Origin of the sequence: Kluyvera intermedia, from assembly GCF_021440345.1 — a bacterium.
GTDB lineage: Bacteria > Pseudomonadota > Gammaproteobacteria > Enterobacterales > Enterobacteriaceae > Kluyvera > Kluyvera intermedia_A.
In genome coordinates, this window is record NZ_JAKCNS010000006.1 from 1 (window position 1) to 18,485 (window position 18,485).

At 55.0% G+C, this 18,485-nt stretch carries 21 protein-coding genes; 9 read left to right on the top strand and 12 right to left on the bottom strand.

The window, feature by feature from the left end; all coding sequences use genetic code 11:
• Nucleotides 1-119 precede the first annotated feature (119 nt).
• Nucleotides 120-368: a hypothetical protein gene (locus tag LZ634_RS01195; RefSeq protein ID WP_234501923.1), complete on the top strand. Its 249-nt coding sequence runs from the start codon at nt 120-122 to the stop codon at nt 366-368.
• On the top strand, nt 365-580 hold the full coding sequence (locus tag LZ634_RS01200) for a hypothetical protein (RefSeq protein WP_234501924.1): 216 nt from the start codon (nt 365-367) through the stop codon (nt 578-580). Before LZ634_RS01195 ends, LZ634_RS01200 begins: the two co-directional genes overlap by 4 nt.
• Before the next feature lie 88 nt (nt 581-668).
• Here LZ634_RS01200 and LZ634_RS01205 read toward each other — a convergent pair whose 3' ends face one another.
• Nucleotides 669-2,093 carry a PLP-dependent aminotransferase family protein gene (locus LZ634_RS01205; protein ID WP_234501925.1) on the bottom strand — a complete coding sequence of 475 codons (1,425 nt, stop codon included), beginning with the start codon at nt 2,091-2,093 and terminating at the stop codon, nt 669-671.
• Nucleotides 2,094-2,182: 89 nt separating this feature from the next.
• Here LZ634_RS01205 and LZ634_RS01210 point away from each other — a divergent pair, with 89 nt between their 5' ends.
• The 3 genes from LZ634_RS01210 to LZ634_RS01220 all read left to right on the top strand — a co-directional run bounded on the left by LZ634_RS01210 (nt 2,183) and on the right by LZ634_RS01220 (nt 7,128).
• Nucleotides 2,183-2,785 carry a YczE/YyaS/YitT family protein gene (locus LZ634_RS01210; protein WP_234501926.1) on the top strand — a complete coding sequence of 201 codons (603 nt, stop codon included), beginning with the start codon at nt 2,183-2,185 and terminating at the stop codon, nt 2,783-2,785.
• Between the two features lie 88 nt (nt 2,786-2,873).
• A complete protein-coding gene (locus LZ634_RS01215; protein ID WP_234501927.1) occupies nt 2,874-3,947 on the top strand; it encodes a LacI family DNA-binding transcriptional regulator in 1,074 nt (357 codons plus the stop codon).
• A gap of 94 nt (nt 3,948-4,041) precedes the next feature.
• On the top strand, nt 4,042-7,128 hold the full coding sequence (locus LZ634_RS01220) for a beta-galactosidase (protein WP_234501928.1): 3,087 nt from the start codon (nt 4,042-4,044) through the stop codon (nt 7,126-7,128).
• 15 nt (nt 7,129-7,143) lie between these two features.
• Here LZ634_RS01220 and LZ634_RS01225 read toward each other — a convergent pair whose 3' ends face one another.
• The gene (locus LZ634_RS01225; RefSeq protein ID WP_234501929.1) at nt 7,144-7,959 is read right to left on the bottom strand and encodes a nickel/cobalt efflux protein RcnA; all 816 of its coding nucleotides are present in this window, start codon (nt 7,957-7,959) and stop codon (nt 7,144-7,146) included.
• Between the two features lie 133 nt (nt 7,960-8,092).
• Here LZ634_RS01225 and LZ634_RS01230 point away from each other — a divergent pair, with 133 nt between their 5' ends.
• On the top strand, nt 8,093-8,365 hold the full coding sequence (locus tag LZ634_RS01230; RefSeq protein WP_234501930.1) for a metal-sensing transcriptional repressor: 273 nt from the start codon (nt 8,093-8,095) through the stop codon (nt 8,363-8,365).
• Here LZ634_RS01230 and LZ634_RS01235 read toward each other — a convergent pair.
• From LZ634_RS01235 to LZ634_RS01255, 5 genes are all read right to left on the bottom strand, one after another.
• On the bottom strand, nt 8,358-9,923 hold the full coding sequence (locus LZ634_RS01235) for an EAL domain-containing protein (protein WP_234501931.1): 1,566 nt from the start codon (nt 9,921-9,923) through the stop codon (nt 8,358-8,360). The genes LZ634_RS01230 and LZ634_RS01235 overlap by 8 nt on opposite strands.
• Nucleotides 9,924-10,017: 94 nt before the next feature.
• Nucleotides 10,018-10,677 (bottom strand): methionine ABC transporter permease, encoded by a 660-nt coding sequence (locus LZ634_RS01240; RefSeq protein WP_234502025.1) that lies wholly within the window; start codon nt 10,675-10,677, stop codon nt 10,018-10,020.
• The gene (locus LZ634_RS01245; RefSeq protein WP_234501932.1) at nt 10,674-11,465 is read right to left on the bottom strand and encodes a methionine ABC transporter ATP-binding protein; all 792 of its coding nucleotides are present in this window, start codon (nt 11,463-11,465) and stop codon (nt 10,674-10,676) included. The genes LZ634_RS01240 and LZ634_RS01245 overlap by 4 nt, the downstream gene beginning before the upstream one ends.
• Complete coding sequence (locus LZ634_RS01250) at nt 11,462-12,268, bottom strand: MetQ/NlpA family ABC transporter substrate-binding protein (protein ID WP_234501933.1); 807 nt, start codon at nt 12,266-12,268, stop codon at nt 11,462-11,464. Before LZ634_RS01250 ends, LZ634_RS01245 begins: the two co-directional genes overlap by 4 nt.
• A gap of 25 nt (nt 12,269-12,293) precedes the next feature.
• Complete coding sequence (locus LZ634_RS01255) at nt 12,294-13,325, bottom strand: isopenicillin N synthase family dioxygenase (RefSeq protein WP_234501934.1); 1,032 nt, start codon at nt 13,323-13,325, stop codon at nt 12,294-12,296.
• Between the two features lie 282 nt (nt 13,326-13,607).
• Here LZ634_RS01255 and LZ634_RS01260 point away from each other — a divergent pair, with 282 nt between their 5' ends.
• The gene (locus LZ634_RS01260) at nt 13,608-13,871 is read left to right on the top strand and encodes a type B 50S ribosomal protein L31 (RefSeq protein WP_234501935.1); all 264 of its coding nucleotides are present in this window, start codon (nt 13,608-13,610) and stop codon (nt 13,869-13,871) included.
• Nucleotides 13,871-14,011 (top strand): type B 50S ribosomal protein L36, encoded by a 141-nt coding sequence (gene ykgO, locus LZ634_RS01265; RefSeq protein ID WP_003859006.1) that lies wholly within the window; start codon nt 13,871-13,873, stop codon nt 14,009-14,011. Before LZ634_RS01260 ends, ykgO begins: the two co-directional genes overlap by 1 nt.
• On the opposite strand, the gene LZ634_RS01270 is transcribed toward ykgO, so the two are convergent.
• A complete protein-coding gene (locus LZ634_RS01270) occupies nt 14,008-14,718 on the bottom strand; it encodes a GNAT family N-acetyltransferase (RefSeq protein WP_234501936.1) in 711 nt (236 codons plus the stop codon). The genes ykgO and LZ634_RS01270 overlap by 4 nt on opposite strands.
• A gap of 103 nt (nt 14,719-14,821) precedes the next feature.
• On the opposite strand from LZ634_RS01270, the gene LZ634_RS01275 reads away from it, so the two are divergent.
• Nucleotides 14,822-16,279: a PLP-dependent aminotransferase family protein gene (locus tag LZ634_RS01275; protein ID WP_234501937.1), complete on the top strand. Its 1,458-nt coding sequence runs from the start codon at nt 14,822-14,824 to the stop codon at nt 16,277-16,279.
• Here LZ634_RS01275 and LZ634_RS01280 read toward each other — a convergent pair.
• From LZ634_RS01280 to tomB, 4 genes are all read right to left on the bottom strand, one after another.
• The gene (locus tag LZ634_RS01280) at nt 16,248-16,718 is read right to left on the bottom strand and encodes a YlaC family protein (RefSeq protein ID WP_234501938.1); all 471 of its coding nucleotides are present in this window, start codon (nt 16,716-16,718) and stop codon (nt 16,248-16,250) included. The two genes, LZ634_RS01275 and LZ634_RS01280, sit on opposite strands and share 32 nt — an antisense overlap.
• A gap of 104 nt (nt 16,719-16,822) precedes the next feature.
• The gene (gene maa / locus LZ634_RS01285) at nt 16,823-17,377 is read right to left on the bottom strand and encodes a maltose O-acetyltransferase (RefSeq protein WP_234501939.1); all 555 of its coding nucleotides are present in this window, start codon (nt 17,375-17,377) and stop codon (nt 16,823-16,825) included.
• Nucleotides 17,378-17,517: 140 nt separating this feature from the next.
• Complete coding sequence (locus tag LZ634_RS01290) at nt 17,518-17,736, bottom strand: HHA domain-containing protein (RefSeq protein WP_062773821.1); 219 nt, start codon at nt 17,734-17,736, stop codon at nt 17,518-17,520.
• 25 nt (nt 17,737-17,761) lie between these two features.
• Entirely contained in the window at nt 17,762-18,136 is a 375-nt protein-coding gene (gene tomB, locus LZ634_RS01295; protein WP_052283826.1) for an Hha toxicity modulator TomB, read from the bottom strand.
• Nucleotides 18,137-18,485: the final 349 nt, after the last annotated feature.

The window sequence follows — 18,485 nt, forward strand, 5'->3', positions numbered from 1 at the left end:
CAGAATGTTATAAATATATTTGTGGAATGTACTGCTGGTTTGATGTATTAGTTATTACAGAAATAATACAAAAACCAATTTAGCCGCGTGAAAACGTGTCGCTACGGGAAGGGGTAAACATGACAGTCGCAGTGCTTAATGTAAAAATTGATGAGACAGTAAAAGAAGGACTTCGCCACTATGCCGAGGCTCACAGCCTGACGTTAAGTGCGGCGACTGAGAAGCTGCTGCAACTGGCATTTGCAACAGAAGAAGAGGCGGGTGTATGTGAAGACGACATTGACAGCCAGCATACGGAAGAAGATGTTGCTCCATTTACGCCTAAAGAAATCAAAGCATTACGAAAAATCCTGAAGAAGAGAAAATGAAACAGCAACCATCAATAGCCTGTAACTACGGTGAAGCCTGTGATTTGTTACGCTCGGGCTACGTAAAGCATGTTCTTCTGGACTGGAATGTGGGCAGCGATGAATTCTTTCGTATTGCCTCAGACTGGTGCGATACCGGTGCTAAGATTAAAAAAGAGGGAGAATCTTTCGTTATTTCCCTTAAAGGCTTTCCAATCCCTCCTCAGCACTAATATATAATTTCGCGTAGCTAAACTACGCAAAGTTATATATGACTCAGGCCAGCTATGTTATTGGGAACGTTGTTTTCCCTTCATATGGTTAAATAATTTTGCGCATCTTATTGGCGCCATGCTGGCCTGCTAACGTCGCCCATACCGGCTGTAATGTAGTAAATGCGCGTCGTAGCGTATCGTCATCCAGGGTGAAAGGAATACGCAGATTCCGTTCCCCGCCGCCAGCCAGACTAAAACGCGTACCGACACCAAGATGAATCCCGTAGCCTTCTGCGCGGGCGGCAAAACGCGTGGCCATCATTTCCGGTAGCTCAACCCAGAATGACAATCCGCCTTCCGGCAGAACAAATCGCCATTGGGGAAAATATTCCCGCATTAAATCGGCGCACATATCGCGCCGCGTTTTAAGCTGACGACGCCGTTCGGGCAATAGCGACTCCTCATTTTCCAGCAGCCAGCAGGTTGCCAACTGCTCCAACAGCGGTGAGCCGAGATCGATAGTGTCACGGGTCTGAATCAATGCCGCAATGGTACGCGATGATGCGCGGATCCATCCCAGCCGCAGTCCACCCCAAAAACTTTTCCCCGTCGACCCGACGGTAATGATCGGCGCGTCGCGGTTAAATGCGGCCAGCGGCGGCGGCGGTGGGGCGTTGTACCATAAATCGACCATGGTTTCGTCGACGACCAGCGTGGTACAGGTGCGGGCGGCCAAATCGGCGACAACTTGCCGCGTCGCGCTATCCATGCATTGCCCGCTCGGATTTTGAAAGTCGGGCATCAGATAAGCCAGACGTGGTGCGGTCTGGGCAATAATCGCCGCCAGACCATCGGTATCCCAGCCTTTATCGGGCAGCGGTAGAGCTACCGGGCGGCAGGATGCGCCCTCAATGGCGGCAATTGCCAGCGGGTAAGTGGGTGTTTCCACCACCACGCGATCGCCCGGCCCGGTGAGATAGCGCAGGATTAGCGCCAGCCCACTGACGGCACCGTTAACCAGCATAATTTCATCGGCGGTGGTTGGCAGGCCTCTCGCGCTATAGCGCCGGGCGATAGCCTCTCGCAGGACCGGCAGCCCATGCTGATCGTAACCAGTGTGATTGAGGTAGCCGGGTAACATACCCAGCGCATGGCTATAGGCCTGGTGGATTTCGGCTCCAGCCGCCAGTGCTGCGGTGGACAGATCCAGCGTAGGTGACGTGGACATGCGTGGTGCACGCGGGTTGAATTCAGCGGACAAACTAACCGTTGAACCGCTGCCCTGACGGCTTTGCACATAGCCTTCATCGCGTAACTGCGCTAGCGCGCTGGCGATAGTCGTCCGGCTGACCCCCAGTGCACTGGCGAATTCGCGTTCGCCCGGTAAACGGGTATCGAGCGGTAAGCGTCCATCCAGAATCAACAGCCGCAGCGCGTCCGTCAGCTGTCGCCACAGGGGCGTGGACGAAGGCTTTTCCTGCCAATGGCCCAGCAGGCGAACTAACGATTGGGTGGCGGAGCGTCGTAGCATTTGTGCAGTCCACTTTTTAAAAACTGGTCATTAATCATAATGCCATTTTTGTCGATGATGAAGCTATCAACCGACAGGCAGAGGTGCCAATGTTACGCCGACTGATTCAGCTTTACTTTGGGTTAACGCTTTATGGGGTGTCGACCGCCGTTTATGTCCGCGCCAATCTCGGGGCTGACCCGTGGAACGTATTCCATCTTGGCGTCGCCGGGCTAACGTCGCTCAATCTTGGGCTGGTGATGATCCTCACCGGTGTTGCCGTGCTGCTGCTGTGGATCCCTCTGCGTCAGCGTCCCGGTCTTGGCACCATCAGTAATGTGATTGTCCTTGGGCTGGCAGCCGATGCAACGCTGGCGCTGATGCCGCCGCTGGAATCGCTATGGCTGCGTGCCGTGATGCTGGGTGTGGCGGTGATCCTCAACGCGCTGGCGACCGGGATGTACATTGGCGCTGGTTTTGGCGCTGGACCACGTGATGGCCTGATGACCGGTATTCATGCCCGTACCGGTTGGCCAGTGCGCTGGATTCGCATGGCCATTGAGGTGTCGGTCCTGATTATTGGTACGCTGTTGGGCGGCACTTTTGGCGTGGGCACCGTACTGTATGCGCTGGCGATTGGCCCGCTGATTCAAATCTGCCTGCCGTGGTTCCAGCTGCCGCGCGTTGCACAGCGTCGGTCGGTAAAAGTGTAACAACCTTCCTGATTTTACGAAGCGCTCACAGCCTGTTTGTACTTTTCAGGTTACACTTCTGCTATTACGCCAGGTAAGCTGAAGAAGTATGAAAACGATAACGCTTTATGATGTGGCCCGCGTCGCCGGGGTTTCTTATCAGACCGTGTCGCGGGTGATTAACCAGGCCGCGCACGTTTCGCCGCGCACGCGGGATAAAGTGCAGGCTGCGATGCGCGAGCTGAACTACGTACCTAATCGGGGGGCGCAGCTGCTGGCGGGTAAAGCGACTCGTACGCTGGGGCTGCTGACCACTGATTTGGCGCTGCATGCGCCCTCACAAATCGCCTCTGCCGTGAAGCGACGGGCCGGTGAAGTGGGGTTCTCCGTGCTGATCTCGATGATCGAGAGCCATGATTGGCCAGCTTGTTTTTCTGCTTTACAGGAGCTGCAGGCCCAGCGCGTTGAGGGACTCGTAGTTAACGTGCCGCTGGAGCGTGACGTGGCCGAAGCGCTGGCCGCTGCGTCGCCAGTGCCGGTTCTGTTTCTGGATGTCGGCAATGACGCGCAGGTCAATCGCCTGGTGTTCGATGCCGACCAGGGCGCTCGGCTGGGAGTAGAGCACTTATTGGCGCTTGGGCATCGACAGTTGGTATTACTGGCGGGACCACAAACGTCTGTCTCGGCGCGAGCGCGACTTTCCGGCTGGCAGTTGGCGCTGCAAGAGGCGGGCCTTGAGCCCCGCGCGGTGGCCTATGGTGACTGGAGCGCGGCATCGGGTTATGAAAAAGCGCACCTGCTGCTGGCCGAAAAACCGGATGCGGTGCTGGTGGCGAACGATCAAATGGCGCTGGGTGTGCTTCGCGCCTGCGCCGAAAAAGGGATTCGCGTGCCGGGGCAATTGTCGGTTATCGGCTATGACGATACCACCGACAGCGCCTGGTTTACGCCGCCGCTCACCACCGTGCGCCAACAGTTTAAAGAAGCGGGCCGACGTAGCGTTGATTGGCTGGTAGCCCAGCCTGCGTCTACCGATGTCGCCGAACAGATGAGCATGGATGTTGAACTGATCGTACGCGGCTCAACGGCTCCACTTCACCCTCAGGCTTTACAGGATGACGATCTCGCCCAGTGTCTGCAGGAACTGGCCGCGCGAGTCGTGAGACGATCGACCGATTTGTGATCTGACTCGCTTACTGTCGATCCGATCCTTTACCTCGTAACCCGATCGGCGCACTCTCAATGAAAATTGTGAGCGCTTCGCAACTGAGGTTACTATGCCGAATAATCTGTCTTTGACGCTATCTGCTTTACTGACCCGCCGTGACTGGGAAAACCCGTCGTTAACCCAGTGGCATCGTTTAGCCGCCCATGCGCCGTTTAATAGCTGGCGAACGCCGCAACAGGCGCTTTGCGATGACGCGAGCCCATCACGGCAGACGCTTAATGGCAGCTGGCGTTTCAGTTTTTTCAGCGCTCCGGAAGCGGTGCCGGAAAGTTGGGTAGAGCACTGTCTTGCCGATGCGGTCGCTATGCCGGTGCCATCCAATTGGCAGATGCAGGGTTTTGATACCCCCATTTATACCAACGTCACCTATCCCATCCCGGTGACACCGCCGCAGGTTCCTGCACAAAACCCGACCGGGTGTTATTCGCGGACATTTAGCGTTGACGCAGCATGGTTGGCGCAGGGGCAAACGCGGATTATTTTTGACGGTGTGAACTCGGCATTTCATCTGTGGTGCAATGGACAATGGGTGGGCTACTCGCAGGACAGTCGTCTGCCCGCAGAATTTGACCTGAGCGAGGTGCTGCATGCCGGGGAAAACCGGCTGGCGGTGATGGTACTGCGTTGGTGCGACGGCAGCTATCTGGAAGACCAGGACATGTGGCGGATGAGCGGTATTTTCCGCGATGTGACGCTGCTGCATAAACCCGTAACCCGGATTGCGGATTATCAGGTGACGCCAATCCTCAAAGACCGTTTTACGCACGGCGAACTGGAGATCCAGGTAACGCTGGAAGGCGCTGACTTAGCGGCAACAACGGTTGAGGCCACGCTGTGGTGCGGCGAGCAGCCGGTGGCGAATGGGCGTCAGATTCCGGGTTGTGGTGTCGTTGACGAGCGCGGCGGCTGGGCGGAGCGGGCAAATCTCACGCTGGCGCTGGCGCAACCGGCACTGTGGAGTGCCGAGACGCCGAATCTCTATCGTCTGGTGCTGACTCTGTTAGATGCCACCGGACAGGTGCTGGAATCGGAAGCCTGCGACGTCGGCTTTCGGCAGATAGAAATCAGCCATGGCTTGCTTAAGTTGAACGGCAAGCCGTTATTGATTCGAGGCGTCAACCGCCATGAGCATCATCCGGAGCATGGACAGGCAATAGATGAAGCCACTATGCGTCGTGATATCGAGCTGATGAAGCAGCACAATTTCAACGCCGTGCGCTGTTCTCACTATCCCAACCATCCGCTGTGGTACCGCTTATGCGACCGTTACGGCTTGTATGTGGTAGATGAAGCTAATATTGAAACCCACGGTATGGTACCGATGAGCCGCCTGGCGGACGACCCGCGTTGGCTGCCCGCCATGAGCGAGCGTGTGACCCGTATGGTGGCGCGTGACCGGAACCATCCTTCAATCATAATCTGGTCGCTTGGCAACGAATCCGGCCATGGCGCCAACCATGACGCATTGTATCGCTGGCTGAAAACCGCCGATCCGTCGCGCCCGGTGCAGTATGAAGGCGGGGGCGCAAATACTGCCGCCACCGATATTGTTTGCCCGATGTATGCCCGCGTGGACTCCGACCAACCGCATCCAACGGTGACGAAATGGAGTATTAAAAAATGGATTGGTTTGCCGGATGAATCGCGCCCGCTGATTCTGTGCGAATACGCTCACGCGATGGGCAACAGCTTCGGCGGTTTTGCTCAATACTGGCAGGCTTTTCGCGATAACCCGCGGTTGCAGGGCGGTTTTGTCTGGGACTGGGTGGATCAGGCGCTGTGTAAAACCGATGAAAATGGCACCACGTTTTGGGCCTACGGCGGTGATTTTGGCGATACGCCAAATGACCGTCAGTTCTGCATGAACGGCCTCGTTTTCCCGGACCGCACCCCGCACCCGGCGCTGTACGAAGCGCAGCGGGCACAGCAGTTCTTTACCTTTACGTTAGTTGAACACGCGCCGCTAACGGTGGAGATCGCCAGCGACTACCTGTTCCGCCATACCGATAACGAACGGCTGCGCTGGGCAATCAGCGTTGACGGCAACCGGCTTGCCGAGGGTGAAATTACGTTAGATATCGCCCCGCAGAGAACCCAGCGCGTGACGCTGCCATTTAGCGATTATACGGCGCTACAAGCTGTCAGCTTGTTGGATGTGGAGGTTTATCAGCCGCAGGCGACCGACTGGTCGGCGGCTAACCATCTCTGTGCCTGGGATCAGTGGGCATTGCCGACGGCGCTGTCTTTACCTGTTCCTGTGCCAGAAGGAGAGGCTCCACGGCTCTACGTGGAGGCGCAGGCGTTTGATGTTGTTCACGGCAATCAGCGCTGGCAGTTCAACCGCGAAACGGGCGAGCTGACTCAGTGGTGGCGTGACGGACAGCCAACCTTGCTGTCACCAGTGCAGGATAACTTCACACGCGCGCCGCTGGATAACGATATCGGCGTTAGCGAAGTGACGCGCATTGACCCGAATGCGTGGGTCGAGCGCTGGAAGGCGGCGGGGATGTACGCCATGACGCCGCGCCTGCTGTTGTGCCGTGAGCAAACGCGGGAACACAGCGTGGAAATAGAGACTCAACATAGCTGGGAGTATCAGGGGAAGGTGCTGTTTATCAGCCATAAATACTGGCTTATCGACAACCACGGTGTGCTGCATGGCGATGTGGATGTGCAGGTGGCGGAAGATATTCCGCACCCGGCACGCATCGGCCTCGATTGCCAACTGGCGGCGGTTGAAGAACAGGTGAGCTGGCAGGGTTTAGGGCCACATGAAAACTACCCGGATCGCCGTCTGGCTGCGCGGCAAGGGCGCTGGACATTACCGCTGGCGGCACTGCATACGCCGTATATTTTCCCGACGGAAAACGGTCTGCGCGGTGAGACTCGCCAGCTCGACTATGGTACTCATCGCTGGCAGGGGAATTTCCATTTCGGTCTCAGCCGCTATAGCCAACAGCAACTCCATGAGGTGACGCATCACCATTTATTGCGCGAAGAACCAGGCTGCTGGCTGAATCTCGATGCTTTCCACATGGGTGTTGGTGGGGATGACTCCTGGAGCCCAAGCGTATTACCAGAGTTTTTACTGCCGCGGCGCCGACTGCGCTACCGTTTTAGCTGGCAGCAGCAGTAAGCCTTACCCACGGCATCAGACTAATGCGTTGATGCCGTGCCCCATCATGTAGATCCCCACCAGAATAATCAGCGCGCCGGAGAACCACGGCGCTTTTCGCGACAGCTCACCGAACCCGCTCCAGCGTTTGCTGGCATGCTTGAGGCCAATTGCCGCAATTGCCCCGGAGGCGACCAGCGTCAGCGCGAGCCCGACGCTAAAGCTCAGAACCAGCGTAGCGCCCAGCGCCACATGTTTAAGCTGCAGGCAGATCAGCAGAATGGTGATGGATGCCGGGCAGGGGATCAGCCCGCCAGTCAGACCGAACAGCATAATTTGCCCGGTGGTGACATTCTGACCGGTGAAGCGACGGTTGATCTCTTCGGCGTGGGCGCGCTGATGGGCGTCCTGCCAGTCAGCGTCAACCAGCGTACCGTGATGGTCATGATGGTCATGATGGTCATGATGTTTATGTTTATGTTCATGATGGTGATCGTGCTGATCATGCGCGCGCGATCCTTGCCAGGTGCGCCATAACATCCACAGGGCGATGGCAATAATGATCCCGCCAGAGAGCAGTTGAAACCATGGCTCGGCGGTTTGCGCGTCCCAGCCCCGGCCAAACCACATTCCCGCCATGGCGATAACCCACACCACGACGGTATGCGACAGCGTGGCCGCCAGTCCCAGTAAAATAGCCTGTTTAAGCGTGCCGTGAATGGCGACGATAAACGCGGCCATCATGGTCTTAGAGTGTCCTGGCTCCAGGCCATGCAGCGCGCCAAGCAAAATCGCACCGGGAATAAAGAACCAGGCATTGCCCTGTTGTAAGAGTGTCGTGAAGTCGGTCATGAGAGACGATCCTTGCTAAAAGTGAATTTACTATACTCCCTCCCAGTACATAACTACTACCCCCCAGTATAAAAATGTGCGGCAATAGCTGCGCGTGATATGCTTGCGCAGGAGTTAAGAACAGGATCCTGCTATGTCACATACCGTACGACACAAGAAGATGTTATTGACGCGCCTGAAGAAAATTCAGGGGCAGGGCGTGGCGCTGGAAAAAATGCTCAACCGTGAGCATGAATGCGCTGAGGTGTTACAGCAGCTGGCGGCGATTCGCGGCGCGGTAAATGGCATGATGTTGCAGGTGATTCAGGGACATCTCACCGATCACGTGGTGAAAGAGCCCGAAGAAATCCAGCGTGAAGCCGATCTCGAGGTGGTGATGCAGGTGATTAAATCCTATCTCAAGTAGTGTGCGTCCGCAGGTTGTTCTCCGCCCAGATGATGAAGGCTTCCTTCGGCAGGGCTTTGCTGTAAAGCCAACCCTGGCCGAACTGCACGCCGTGCTCGCGTAACCAGGTCTCCTGGCAGAGTGTTTCGATACCTTCCGCCACCACGTTAAGCTGCAATTTTTTCGCCATTTCAATGATATACGGTGTCACCTGCGCGTACTCCAGCGCATCAACGAACGATTTATCGAGCTTTAAGGTATCCACTTCCAGATCTTGCAGGTAGCGCAGGCTGGAATAGCCGGTGCCAAAATCATCAATGTAAACGGCATGGCCAGCGTTGCGATAGGCTGCGATAGCGGGCAGGGTGGTTTTCGGATCGGCAAAACCGCGTTCGGTCAGCTCCAGCGCAATTTGTTGCGGCTGAACCTGCCAGATTCTGAGCTGCTGATGCAGGAGGGTTTGCAGCATCACCGAGTGAAAATCGGCCACCGACAGGTTAATGTAAACGTGTATCTCCGGATGCAGGTGCAGCCACTTGCCGAGATCGCGGAAGACCATTTTCACCACGTTTTCCGTCAGATGTGTGATGAGCCCGGTTTGTTCGGCCAGCGGGATAAAAATATCCGGCGACAGATAGCTGCCGTCGGTCTGTTTCCAGCGTGCCAGCGCTTCACAACCCACCACTTTGCCGTCGGCCAGTGAGACGATGGGCTGATAGTTTACGCTAATCTCAGCATTATTCAGCGCATCCAGCATCCGCTGACGCGGGGATTGCAGACGACGCAGCACACGCCAGATAAGCCAGCTTGCCAACAGACTCAACAGGATGCCTATCGGCATCCAGATAATCAGTTGATGGCGCAGGCGTTCAGATAACGGCAGAGTGGAAGACCAGGTGAGGATGGCGACCTGCAGTTCAGGATAATGGCGCACCGTATAAACGATATTGTTTTCGGTTAGCGTTTCCAGACGCTCATTTTTGATGCTTAACCAGGCGTGTTCATCGAGGGGGGCGCTGCTGGCGAGAACCCGATTGGTGAAGGTACTGATCAACGCCACCTGAGTCGGGGAGTTGGTAAATGGAATCACATCAATTAGCGACATAGGGTCGATAATTACCATGTGATGATCGGAGGCAAAGGCGGCCATAAAGCGGTTGATGCCGAGATCGTTTTTTTCGGTGTACCAGGCGCGATAGCCGGAGGGCAGAATGCGATCGGGTTTAGGGAAGGTAAAATAACCGCCGTTGCTTTCAAGGGAAGAACATTGCGCCGTCAGCCCATCGATGTAGAGCACTTCCTGAATATAGCGCCAGGCGTAGGAGAGGCGACGCATTTCCTGAAGATGGGCCGGGCTACAGCCACTGACCTTCATGGCATCCATCTGCGTTAATGCCTTTTTCACCTGAGCCACCACCTGCTCGCTGCGGATAAGCACGCGGGAGGCATAGGTTGCTTGCTCATCCATAAATTGCCGATGGGCTTCACGCTGAGCAAGCCAAATACTCAAGAGCGTTGGAACGAGTATCGCCAGAATAAGCACGCCGGTTATCAGGCTGACCTGATGTCGAGTTGTCACTGCCAGTCCTTATTCTGGGAGATGTATGACAAGTATACCTGACAATGCATGTGCTTATTATGGGAAATCATTTTGAGGTGCTCTGGCAGCCCACTCAGCGTCTGTGTGCCAGCGCTCTGACCAGCCGGTCGCCGCCCATCTGCACGCCTTGCACCATAAGCACGAGGATTAACACCGTGCCGACCATAATTTGATCGTTGAAGCGCTGATAACCGTAGCGAATTGCCAGATCGCCCAGCCCGCCGCCGCCGATAACCCCGGCCATCGAGGAGAAACCGATCAGCATTACCACCGTTAGCGTGGTTGCTGCCAGTAATGCGGGAAGCGCTTCAGGCAGTAACGCTTTGGTGATGATATGCCAGACATTCCCGCCCATTGAGAGCACGGCTTCGATACGCCCGTAGTCCACTTCATCCAGTGCGCTTTCCGTCAGACGGGCGAAAAATGGAAACGCGCCGATGGTGATTGGCACAATTGCCGCCGTGCTGCCGAGCGTCGTGCCGACCAGCAGGCGGGTAAAGGGGATGAGGGCAATCAGCAGTACGATAAACGGCAGCGAGCGGCCGGTGTTGATAATGGTCCCCAGCACTGTGTTGAGCCGCGGCATCGGCATTAGGCCGTGGCGGCGGGAAAGAAACAGCAGTACGCCAAGCGGCAGACCAATCAGCACGGTGAACAGGGCCGCCAGTCCCACCATGTAAAGCGTATCCAGCGTACCGTCGAGCAGCAACGGCCATAAATCTTCCCAGCTCATGCGACTATGCATAGGTGTCTCCTGTCCAGACCGTGGCGGGCAAGGAAGCGACGTTCTTCATCACCATCGCCGAGTAAAATATCCCGCAGACGTGACCAGGGCGCGGCCAACAGGTCGGCGATTTTACCGCTTTCCTGCAATTCGCCACCTTCCAGTAGCGCCGCGTGATCGCAGAGATTTTTGACCACCTCAAGCTGGTGGGTGATAAGCACAATCGTCAATCCCAACTGGCGGTTAATGGTCTCCAGCAGCGCCAGCACGCTGGCGGTGGTTTCGGCATCCAATGCGCTGGTGGCCTCATCGCACAGCAGCACGTCCGGGTCTGCGGCCAGCGCGCGGGCAATCCCCACGCGCTGTTTTTGCCCGCCGGAAAGCTGGGAAGGGAAGGCATGTGCCTTGTCAGCCAGCCCTACCAGCGCGAGCAGCTCCGCCACCCGTTGTTGCCGCTTCGCCTTTGGTACGCCGGCGATTTCCAACGGTACCGCCACGTTGTCGGCAACGTTACGGGCGTGCAGCAGATTGAAGTGCTGAAAAATCATGCCGGTGCGCAGGCGATGGGCGCGTAGACGCGCCTTATCGAACTGCACGATATCTTCACCGTTGAACAGAATGCGGCCCGCACTGGGCCGCTCCAGTAAGTTCAGGCAACGAATCAGGGTACTTTTTCCCGCACCGCTGCGCCCCAGTATTCCGTAAATCGCTCCTTTCGGAACGGTAAACGAGACGTCGTTGAGTGCCGGTTGGCCGTTCCCGGCATACTGCTTCGTCAGCCCTTCAATAACTATCATGATTTCGGCGCGCTAACCGGAATGACCGAGCCGTTATAGTGTTGGCGAATAAACTCAGCCACCTGCGGCGAAGTCAGATCTTTAGCCAGCTCTTTAATTCGCGGGTCGTTGGCCAACTGTGGATTCGTCACCAGAATATTGGCGTACGGGTTGTTGGTGGCGCTCTCCAGCCCCAGCGCATCCTTAGACGGAGTCAGCCCTGCTTCCAGTGCGTAGTTGCCGTTGATAACCCCCAGATCAACATCATCCAGGGAACGCGGGATCTGCGGTGATTCCACTTCGAGGATTTTCAACTTATGCGGGTTCTCGACGATATCTTTCGGCGTGGTGAGGGTCGTTGCCGGGTCGGTAAATTTCGCATCCAGCTTAATCAGCCCTTTGCTCTGAAGCAGGAACAGCGCGCGGCTTAAGTTGGTGGTGTTATTGGGCACCGCGACGGTGGCACCTTCTGGCAGCGATTGCAGATCTTTATGTTTACGCGAGTAGATCCCCAGTGGCTCAATGTGCACGGTGGCGGCGACGGCAAAGGTTTTACCCAGCGCTTTTTCCTGATCTTTTAAATACGGCACGTGCTGGAAATAGTTGGCATCAACGTCGCCATTGGCCAGCAGTTCGTTGGCATTGACGCCGCTGGTCAGCTCGACGATTTTCAGATCGAGCTTCGGATCCTGTTTTTTAATAAAGTTGAGGATCTCGGCGTGCGGCACCGGATCGGCGGCGATGCGCAGCGGTTCGGCAGACACGTTCCAGGCCAGAGAAAGAGACAATGCAATTCCTGCCAGTTTAAATGCAGCATGTTTCATGTGGTGTTTCCTTATTAGAATGGGGTCAGGCAATCAGTTGTTCACTGCGTGCGCGCAGTACGTCACGGTAATAGCGTTCAGCCACGTCGGGATGCGAACGCAGGCGGCCTTTCAGGTAGTTCCAGCCAACGTCCCGCAGCAGCGGATTTTGTGGGTCGCTTTGCGGCCCGTTGGCTTCCCGTGCCAGGGATTCCGGCAGCGAGTACACCGGCACCACGGCATCAAGCTGCGCGCCAAGGAAGAAGGCAATGGAGAGCCGCTGTTGGTTGGCCGGTGGCGAAACCACGCGGTGAACGGTCGCCCGCAGATAGCCGTTGGTCGCCAGTTCCAGCAGTTCGCCAATATTGACCACAAAGCTGCCCGGCAGCGGTTTGGCGTCAATCCACTGGCCATCGCTGACCTCCACCTGCAATCCTTTTTGTTCGTCTTGCAGCAGGAAGCTCAGAAAACCGGAATCTTTATGCGCGCCCACCCCCTGGGTGCTGCTTTGCGTCTCTTGCTGCCCCGGATAGCGGATCAGCTTGATATGTTCATTGGGTTTTTCGCCGTACAGCGTGTCAAAGGCCTCTGGTGCGAGCTGTAACGCCTCGGCGAAGGCGCGCAGTAGCGTCATCGCCATTTCAGTCATCGCGCGCTGCCACTGCAGCAACACTGGACGCAGCGTGGGCAATGATTCCGGCCACAGATTAGGCCCCTGTAATTGAAGCCAGCGCGGGTCGTGTTCGCGTAAAGAAACGGCCTGGCGTTCAGCGCCGATATCAAACTGTTCCCGCCAATCCGGCTGGCCGCGCGTCAATTCTGCCGCGCTGCGGTTGTAGCCGCGAAAATGTGGGGAGTGAATCATCGCCACCTGCTGTTTTTGTTCGTCGGACAGGGCGAAAAAACGGCGAGATTCGGATTGCAGCGACTGCTGCAGGGCATCGTTGATACCGTGATCGGTCAGATAGAAGAAGCCAACATCGCGAGCCGCGTGACGAAGCTGCGCTAAAAACGCGTCACGCTCAGACGGTTGGTGGTACTGCGCAAGGCTCAGAATAGGCAGAGTGGTAAGGCTCATCATGTTCTCCGTTTTGCAGATTTATGCTTGGTAATTCAGGCGGTGCGAATGCGGGATGACAACAACAGCGCTGCATGGGATATCTCCATTGGGTTGATAAACACAGCCTGCCTGATTGCAAAAATCGGCTCCAATAACGTTAATTTCTAATTTATGTTCGTGAGGGGGTCTGAGCTTTTGCGAAAAATGGCAATAGAGAAACCCTGCAAAACGAAGGGTTGTAATGTGGCATTCGACGGCGTATCGTAATTGTTATGTTATAACATATTAATTGAGGGTCAAATGAAAGCGAATATCCATCCCCATTACCGTCCTGTCGTGTTTCATGACACCAGTGCTAATGAGTATTTTACCGTGGGCTCAACGATCAAAACCGACCGGGAAATCGAGCTGGAAGGGGTGACATATCCGTATGTCACGATTGATGTGTCGTCCAAATCGCACCCGTATTACACCGGTAAACAGCGTACCGCGTCGACAGAAGGCAGCGTGGCGCGTTTCACCCAGCGTTTTGGTCGCTTTGTTGACGTAAAAAGAGGTTCATGATGCAGGTATTAAACTCACTGCGCAGCGCAAAACAGCGTCATCCGGACTGCCAGATAGTCAAACGCAAGGGGCGTCTGTACGTTATCTGCAAATCTAACCCCCGCTTTAAGGCCGTGCAGGGGCGTAAGAAACGCCGCTAAGCGCTGGCTTTACGTAATGTTTCCAGGGACTGGCGCTGCTTGCCGTCGGCGGTAAAGTTGTCGACGGCAAGCCATTTCTCAAATACCTGATTAAGTGCAGGCCACTCGCTATCAATGATAGAAAACCAGTCGGTGTCGCGATTATGGCCTTTAATCACCAGCGCCTGGCGAAAACGACCTTCAAACTGAAAACCTAAGCGCAGCGCTGCCTTGCGTGACGGTTCGTTAAAGCTATTACACTTCCACTCGTAGCGACGATAGCCCAGCGTTTCAAAGGCATAGCGCATCAACAGCCATTGGGCTTCCGTGGATGCCGGTGTGCGGCTCAACAGTGGGGAAAAGTGCACGTGGCCCACTTCCATTACGCCGTTATTCGGGTCAATACGCATCAGCGCGAGGGAGCCAACCGGCAGCTGCGTGCGCGTATCAATCACCGCAAACTGGATGGGATCCTGCAATGTTTCGACGCTGGCAACCCACTGGCGATACTCTTCCACTGAACTTTCCGGCTCGCGCAGCAACCACGTCCAGCCGCGGGTGTCTTCTGCCTGCTGGTGGGCGGCAAACAGCGCATCGGCATGCTTGAGGCTTAGCGGCTCCAGGCGGCAATAGCGGCCTTCCAGCGTCACGCGCTGCGGATGTGGGCGCGGCTGCCAATCTTGCAGGGCATCGCCAATTGACTGACCAAATTGATTAAGCTGACTCATAACCTCTCCTTGGGGAAATAAATAATACGCTGAGCGTAGATGCTTACTGGTTCCATAAAAAGTGCCATCAGAGTATCTTTTTATGGTGCCACAAGGAGACAAGATGAATATTCCCGACGATCCCTTTTTCGCTATGCTCGCGCGTTCGCTACAGGCACGTGCCGGTGAAACGCTGCAACGTAGCCTGTACAGCACGCTGAAAGAGGCGATTATGCAGGGGCAACTGCAGGCGCAAAGTTGGCTCCCCGGCTCGCGGGTGATGGCGCAGCGGTTGTCTGTTTCACGAAATACGGTAAATGCGGCGCTGGAACAACTGGCGATGGAAGGGTATTTGCGCCGGGATCGCCGTGGCTCCCGTGTGACCATGCTGCCGCAGCCGCAGGGGCGGGATTGCCCAGAGATGAGCACCGCCTCATTATCATCGCGCTTGCAGGCTCTGCCGCCGGTACTGCCACGTGATACGCCGCCGCTGCTGTTTGCTCCCGGCACGCCGGCCATCAACTATTTTCCTCTCCCGCTGTGGCGGAGGTTGCTTGACGGCGTTCTGCGCGAAGAGGGGAGTCGTTTATTGGGCTACGGGGATTCGGCAGGGGAATGGCCGCTGCGAGTTGCCATCGCCCGCCATCTGGCACTTTCGCGCGGAATCGACTGCGATGCCCGGCAGATTGTTATTACCGAAGGGGCGCTGGAAGGGGTGAATCTGTGTACCCAACTGCTCAGCGAACCAAGGCAAACCGCCTGGGTGGAGGAGCCAGGCTATTTCGGTGCGAAAAGCGCATTTATCTCCGCTGGGCTGCGGCTTGAGGGGGTATTGGTCGACGAGGAGGGGATGCAAATCGACCGAGATTTACCGACGCCTACGCTTATCTTTACCTCGCCGTCGCACCAGTACCCTACCGGTAGCGTGTTAAGCGCCGCGCGAAGGCTGGCTCTTCTGGAATATGCCCGTCAGCATAACGCCTGGATTGTCGAGGATGACTACGACAGTGAGTTTCGCTTCAGCGGTGAGCCTATTCCGGCGATGCGCGGCATGGCGAGCAATGCGCCAGTCGTCTATCTGGGGACCTTCAGCAAGACGCTATTTCCGTCGCTGCGCATTGGATTTATGGTGTTACCACCCGCGCTGGTCGAATCGGCACAGCCAGCAATCCGCGCGTTGCTGCGCGGCGGGCATCGTGCTGAACAGTGCGCGTTGGCCCGTTTTATTGAAGAGGGGCACTACACTCGTCATCTTGCCGCCATGCGGCGTCTATATCGAAAACGACAGTCGCAGCTACATGACGCTCTGGCGCAGGAGCTCACCATACCGCATCGCGTGATGGCGGGAGAAGGTGGACTGCACCTGACGGTGGTGATTGAGGGGATTGATGATGTGGCGCTGGTTCGTCAGGCGCACCACCATCAACTGGCACCCAGTGCGCTGAGCACATTTTATCTCAACCGCCAGCACGCCCGATCGGGGCTGGTGCTGGGGTATGGTAATACGTCGGCGTCACAGTTTGCGACGGGCATCCGCACGCTGCAGCGTCTTATTGCGCAGCTTCAGAACGGGTCAGGCTGAAAACGTCGTAGAACGACAGTTCACCTTTGGTGGAGACCATTTTTTGCAGCTGCGTTTTGGACTGACCGTCCACGCGGCTGGAGTTTAGAATACGCTCAATGAGCTGCGGTGGAACAAACCGGGTGTTGTACCATTCGCCGTTGTAGCAGACGCGGAAATCGAGCACGTCGATATCTTCATAGCGGTAGCGTGGGTAAACGTCGAAAAAGAAGAAGCCGTTAAGCAGAATAAACATCAGCCAAAGCAGCCAGACGGAATCTGCTAGCGTATCGGAACGCATCATCACTACCAGGGTCGCAAAGAAGGCGAGATACATGGCGATGAACAGGCCGGGATGATTGCGGATAAAACTGATACTAAAGCGCGGGCGGTTGTCGCGCTTTTCAGTGGTATTCAATTCATCAATGGTTTGCGTGAGTAATCGCTGGATCTCTGACATCTTAAGCTCGGCAACGGAAGGCGGAATAGCCTATTCTATGTTGCATTAATCCACACGGAAAGTAACAGATCAGTTGCAAAAAAGCATAACAGTCCGTAACACGATCAGCTCACCATTTTGATGATTTTCGCCGGATTACCGCCGACGACGGCATTGGCCGGGACATCTTTAACGACCACCGCACCGGATGCAATCACCGCATTATCACCAATTGTCACGCCGGGATTAATAATCGCCCGCCCGCCAATCCATACGTTATTACCGATAGTGATGGGTTTACCATATTCCACGCCGCTATTGCGCTCATCGGCATTGAGTGGATGCGTCGCGGTATAAATATGTACGCCCGGCGCCAGCATGCAGTTATCGCCGATATGAATCGGACAAACGTCCAGCATAACGCAATCGAAGTTGGCGTAGAAATTGGTGCCAAGGTAGATGTTATAACCGTAGTCGCAGCGAAATGTCGGCTCAATATAGGCGTCATCGCCTTTACCTAAGAGTTCGCTGAGCAGCTGCGCGCGTACGGCTTTTTCATCCGGAGCCGTGTGGTTATAGCGGTGGATGAGATGCCTGGCGCGTACCCGGTCCATTTTTAGCGTATCGTCAGCCGGGCGATAGAGTTCGCCGGCAATCATTTTGCGTTTTTCTGTGCTCATGGGAGCCTCCGTATACAGGAAGCCACTACCATAAAAGGCTATTAACGTTTTGGGAACGTTCCCGAATTGTTGTTGTGATAATAATCACAGTTATAGGTCAAGCGGGAGAGATGAACCATACACTCACAGCGGAATAAAGACTAGCGAATGAACTTCCATACGGTTGGCGGGATTTTGTCGTATAGCTTATTCATGGTCAATTCAGCCAGACGATGATCGGCTGCTGAGTAAAATACCGCCAATTCATTATCGGAAAGTTCATATTTATTTTTTTCAATTACACGTTCTAATGTATCAATTGACTGACAGCGTCGTAGACGCATCAAATAATCAGTTTTAGTTAATGGTTTATCAGACATAATTCACCCATTGATTGTAATAGTTTTAACAAGAAAGGCTAACCGGGTTAGCACGGCTCACGTTGACAAAACAGCGAAAGAGTTTGTTCCCTGACTTTCGCCATTTTTGAAGATCATCGCTATTAATGCCGTAGTTGCCGAACAGCATGAAAGTATCATCCAGATATTCGTCAATCTGTGCAATCAGTTTATTATCTTCATCATACTTAATTTTATAATTAAGTGCGAACGTTGCGATATGTTCTATCAGCTCATTAAGCTGCAGGTTGACTGCCGAGGTCGGGTCATTTACCCAGCCATGGTTGCTCTCTTCCAGCGTGGCAAGACTGTCATGATACAGGGTTTCACAAAGAAACTTAAGCTGTGCGATATCATGTCTTTTTGGTGAGTATTCGTCCATAACGCATCCCCCTGATCGTAGTACAAATAGCAAATAACAAATACCGGTGCGGGATGGGTACTACTGGTTAACCGGAAACATGCACATGTTCCCGATCTGCTGTAACTATAATCTACTCTGGAACAGATTTCACCGAGCTATTACGAAAAATTACAATTTAGCTATGGGCGGTTAATTTTAACTTTCTTTGCAGATAGTGTAGTGCGTTAAAAGCTAACGTATTGTTTCCAAATAAAAAGAATCTATCGGAAATACCGAGGCATTACCGCTTAGACAGCGGATGCCCTACAAAGGTCCAACACTATCGCATAAGAATATTCTTAATTTCTTAAAGGAATGACAAGTAGCC

Coding starts and splice junctions, on each gene's coding strand:
- LZ634_RS01195 (WP_234501923.1), top strand. CDS start 120: ATGACAGTCGCAGTGCTTAATGTAAAAATTGATGAGACAGTAAAAGAA.
- tomB (WP_052283826.1), bottom strand. CDS start 18,136: ATGGACGAATACTCACCAAAAAGACATGATATCGCACAGCTTAAGTTT.
- LZ634_RS01240 (WP_234502025.1), bottom strand. CDS start 10,677: ATGAGCTGGGAAGATTTATGGCCGTTGCTGCTCGACGGTACGCTGGAT.
- ykgO (WP_003859006.1), top strand. CDS start 13,871: ATGCAGGTATTAAACTCACTGCGCAGCGCAAAACAGCGTCATCCGGAC.
- LZ634_RS01280 (WP_234501938.1), bottom strand. CDS start 16,718: ATGTCAGAGATCCAGCGATTACTCACGCAAACCATTGATGAATTGAAT.
- LZ634_RS01275 (WP_234501937.1), top strand. CDS start 14,822: ATGAATATTCCCGACGATCCCTTTTTCGCTATGCTCGCGCGTTCGCTA.
- LZ634_RS01210 (WP_234501926.1), top strand. CDS start 2,183: ATGTTACGCCGACTGATTCAGCTTTACTTTGGGTTAACGCTTTATGGG.
- LZ634_RS01250 (WP_234501933.1), bottom strand. CDS start 12,268: ATGAAACATGCTGCATTTAAACTGGCAGGAATTGCATTGTCTCTTTCT.
- LZ634_RS01245 (WP_234501932.1), bottom strand. CDS start 11,465: ATGATAGTTATTGAAGGGCTGACGAAGCAGTATGCCGGGAACGGCCAA.
- LZ634_RS01290 (WP_062773821.1), bottom strand. CDS start 17,736: ATGTCTGATAAACCATTAACTAAAACTGATTATTTGATGCGTCTACGA.
- LZ634_RS01205 (WP_234501925.1), bottom strand. CDS start 2,093: ATGCTACGACGCTCCGCCACCCAATCGTTAGTTCGCCTGCTGGGCCAT.
- LZ634_RS01260 (WP_234501935.1), top strand. CDS start 13,608: ATGAAAGCGAATATCCATCCCCATTACCGTCCTGTCGTGTTTCATGAC.
- LZ634_RS01255 (WP_234501934.1), bottom strand. CDS start 13,325: ATGAGCCTTACCACTCTGCCTATTCTGAGCCTTGCGCAGTACCACCAA.
- LZ634_RS01270 (WP_234501936.1), bottom strand. CDS start 14,718: ATGAGTCAGCTTAATCAATTTGGTCAGTCAATTGGCGATGCCCTGCAA.
- LZ634_RS01220 (WP_234501928.1), top strand. CDS start 4,042: ATGCCGAATAATCTGTCTTTGACGCTATCTGCTTTACTGACCCGCCGT.
- LZ634_RS01225 (WP_234501929.1), bottom strand. CDS start 7,959: ATGACCGACTTCACGACACTCTTACAACAGGGCAATGCCTGGTTCTTT.
- LZ634_RS01200 (WP_234501924.1), top strand. CDS start 365: ATGAAACAGCAACCATCAATAGCCTGTAACTACGGTGAAGCCTGTGAT.
- LZ634_RS01215 (WP_234501927.1), top strand. CDS start 2,874: ATGAAAACGATAACGCTTTATGATGTGGCCCGCGTCGCCGGGGTTTCT.
- maa (WP_234501939.1), bottom strand. CDS start 17,377: ATGAGCACAGAAAAACGCAAAATGATTGCCGGCGAACTCTATCGCCCG.
- LZ634_RS01230 (WP_234501930.1), top strand. CDS start 8,093: ATGTCACATACCGTACGACACAAGAAGATGTTATTGACGCGCCTGAAG.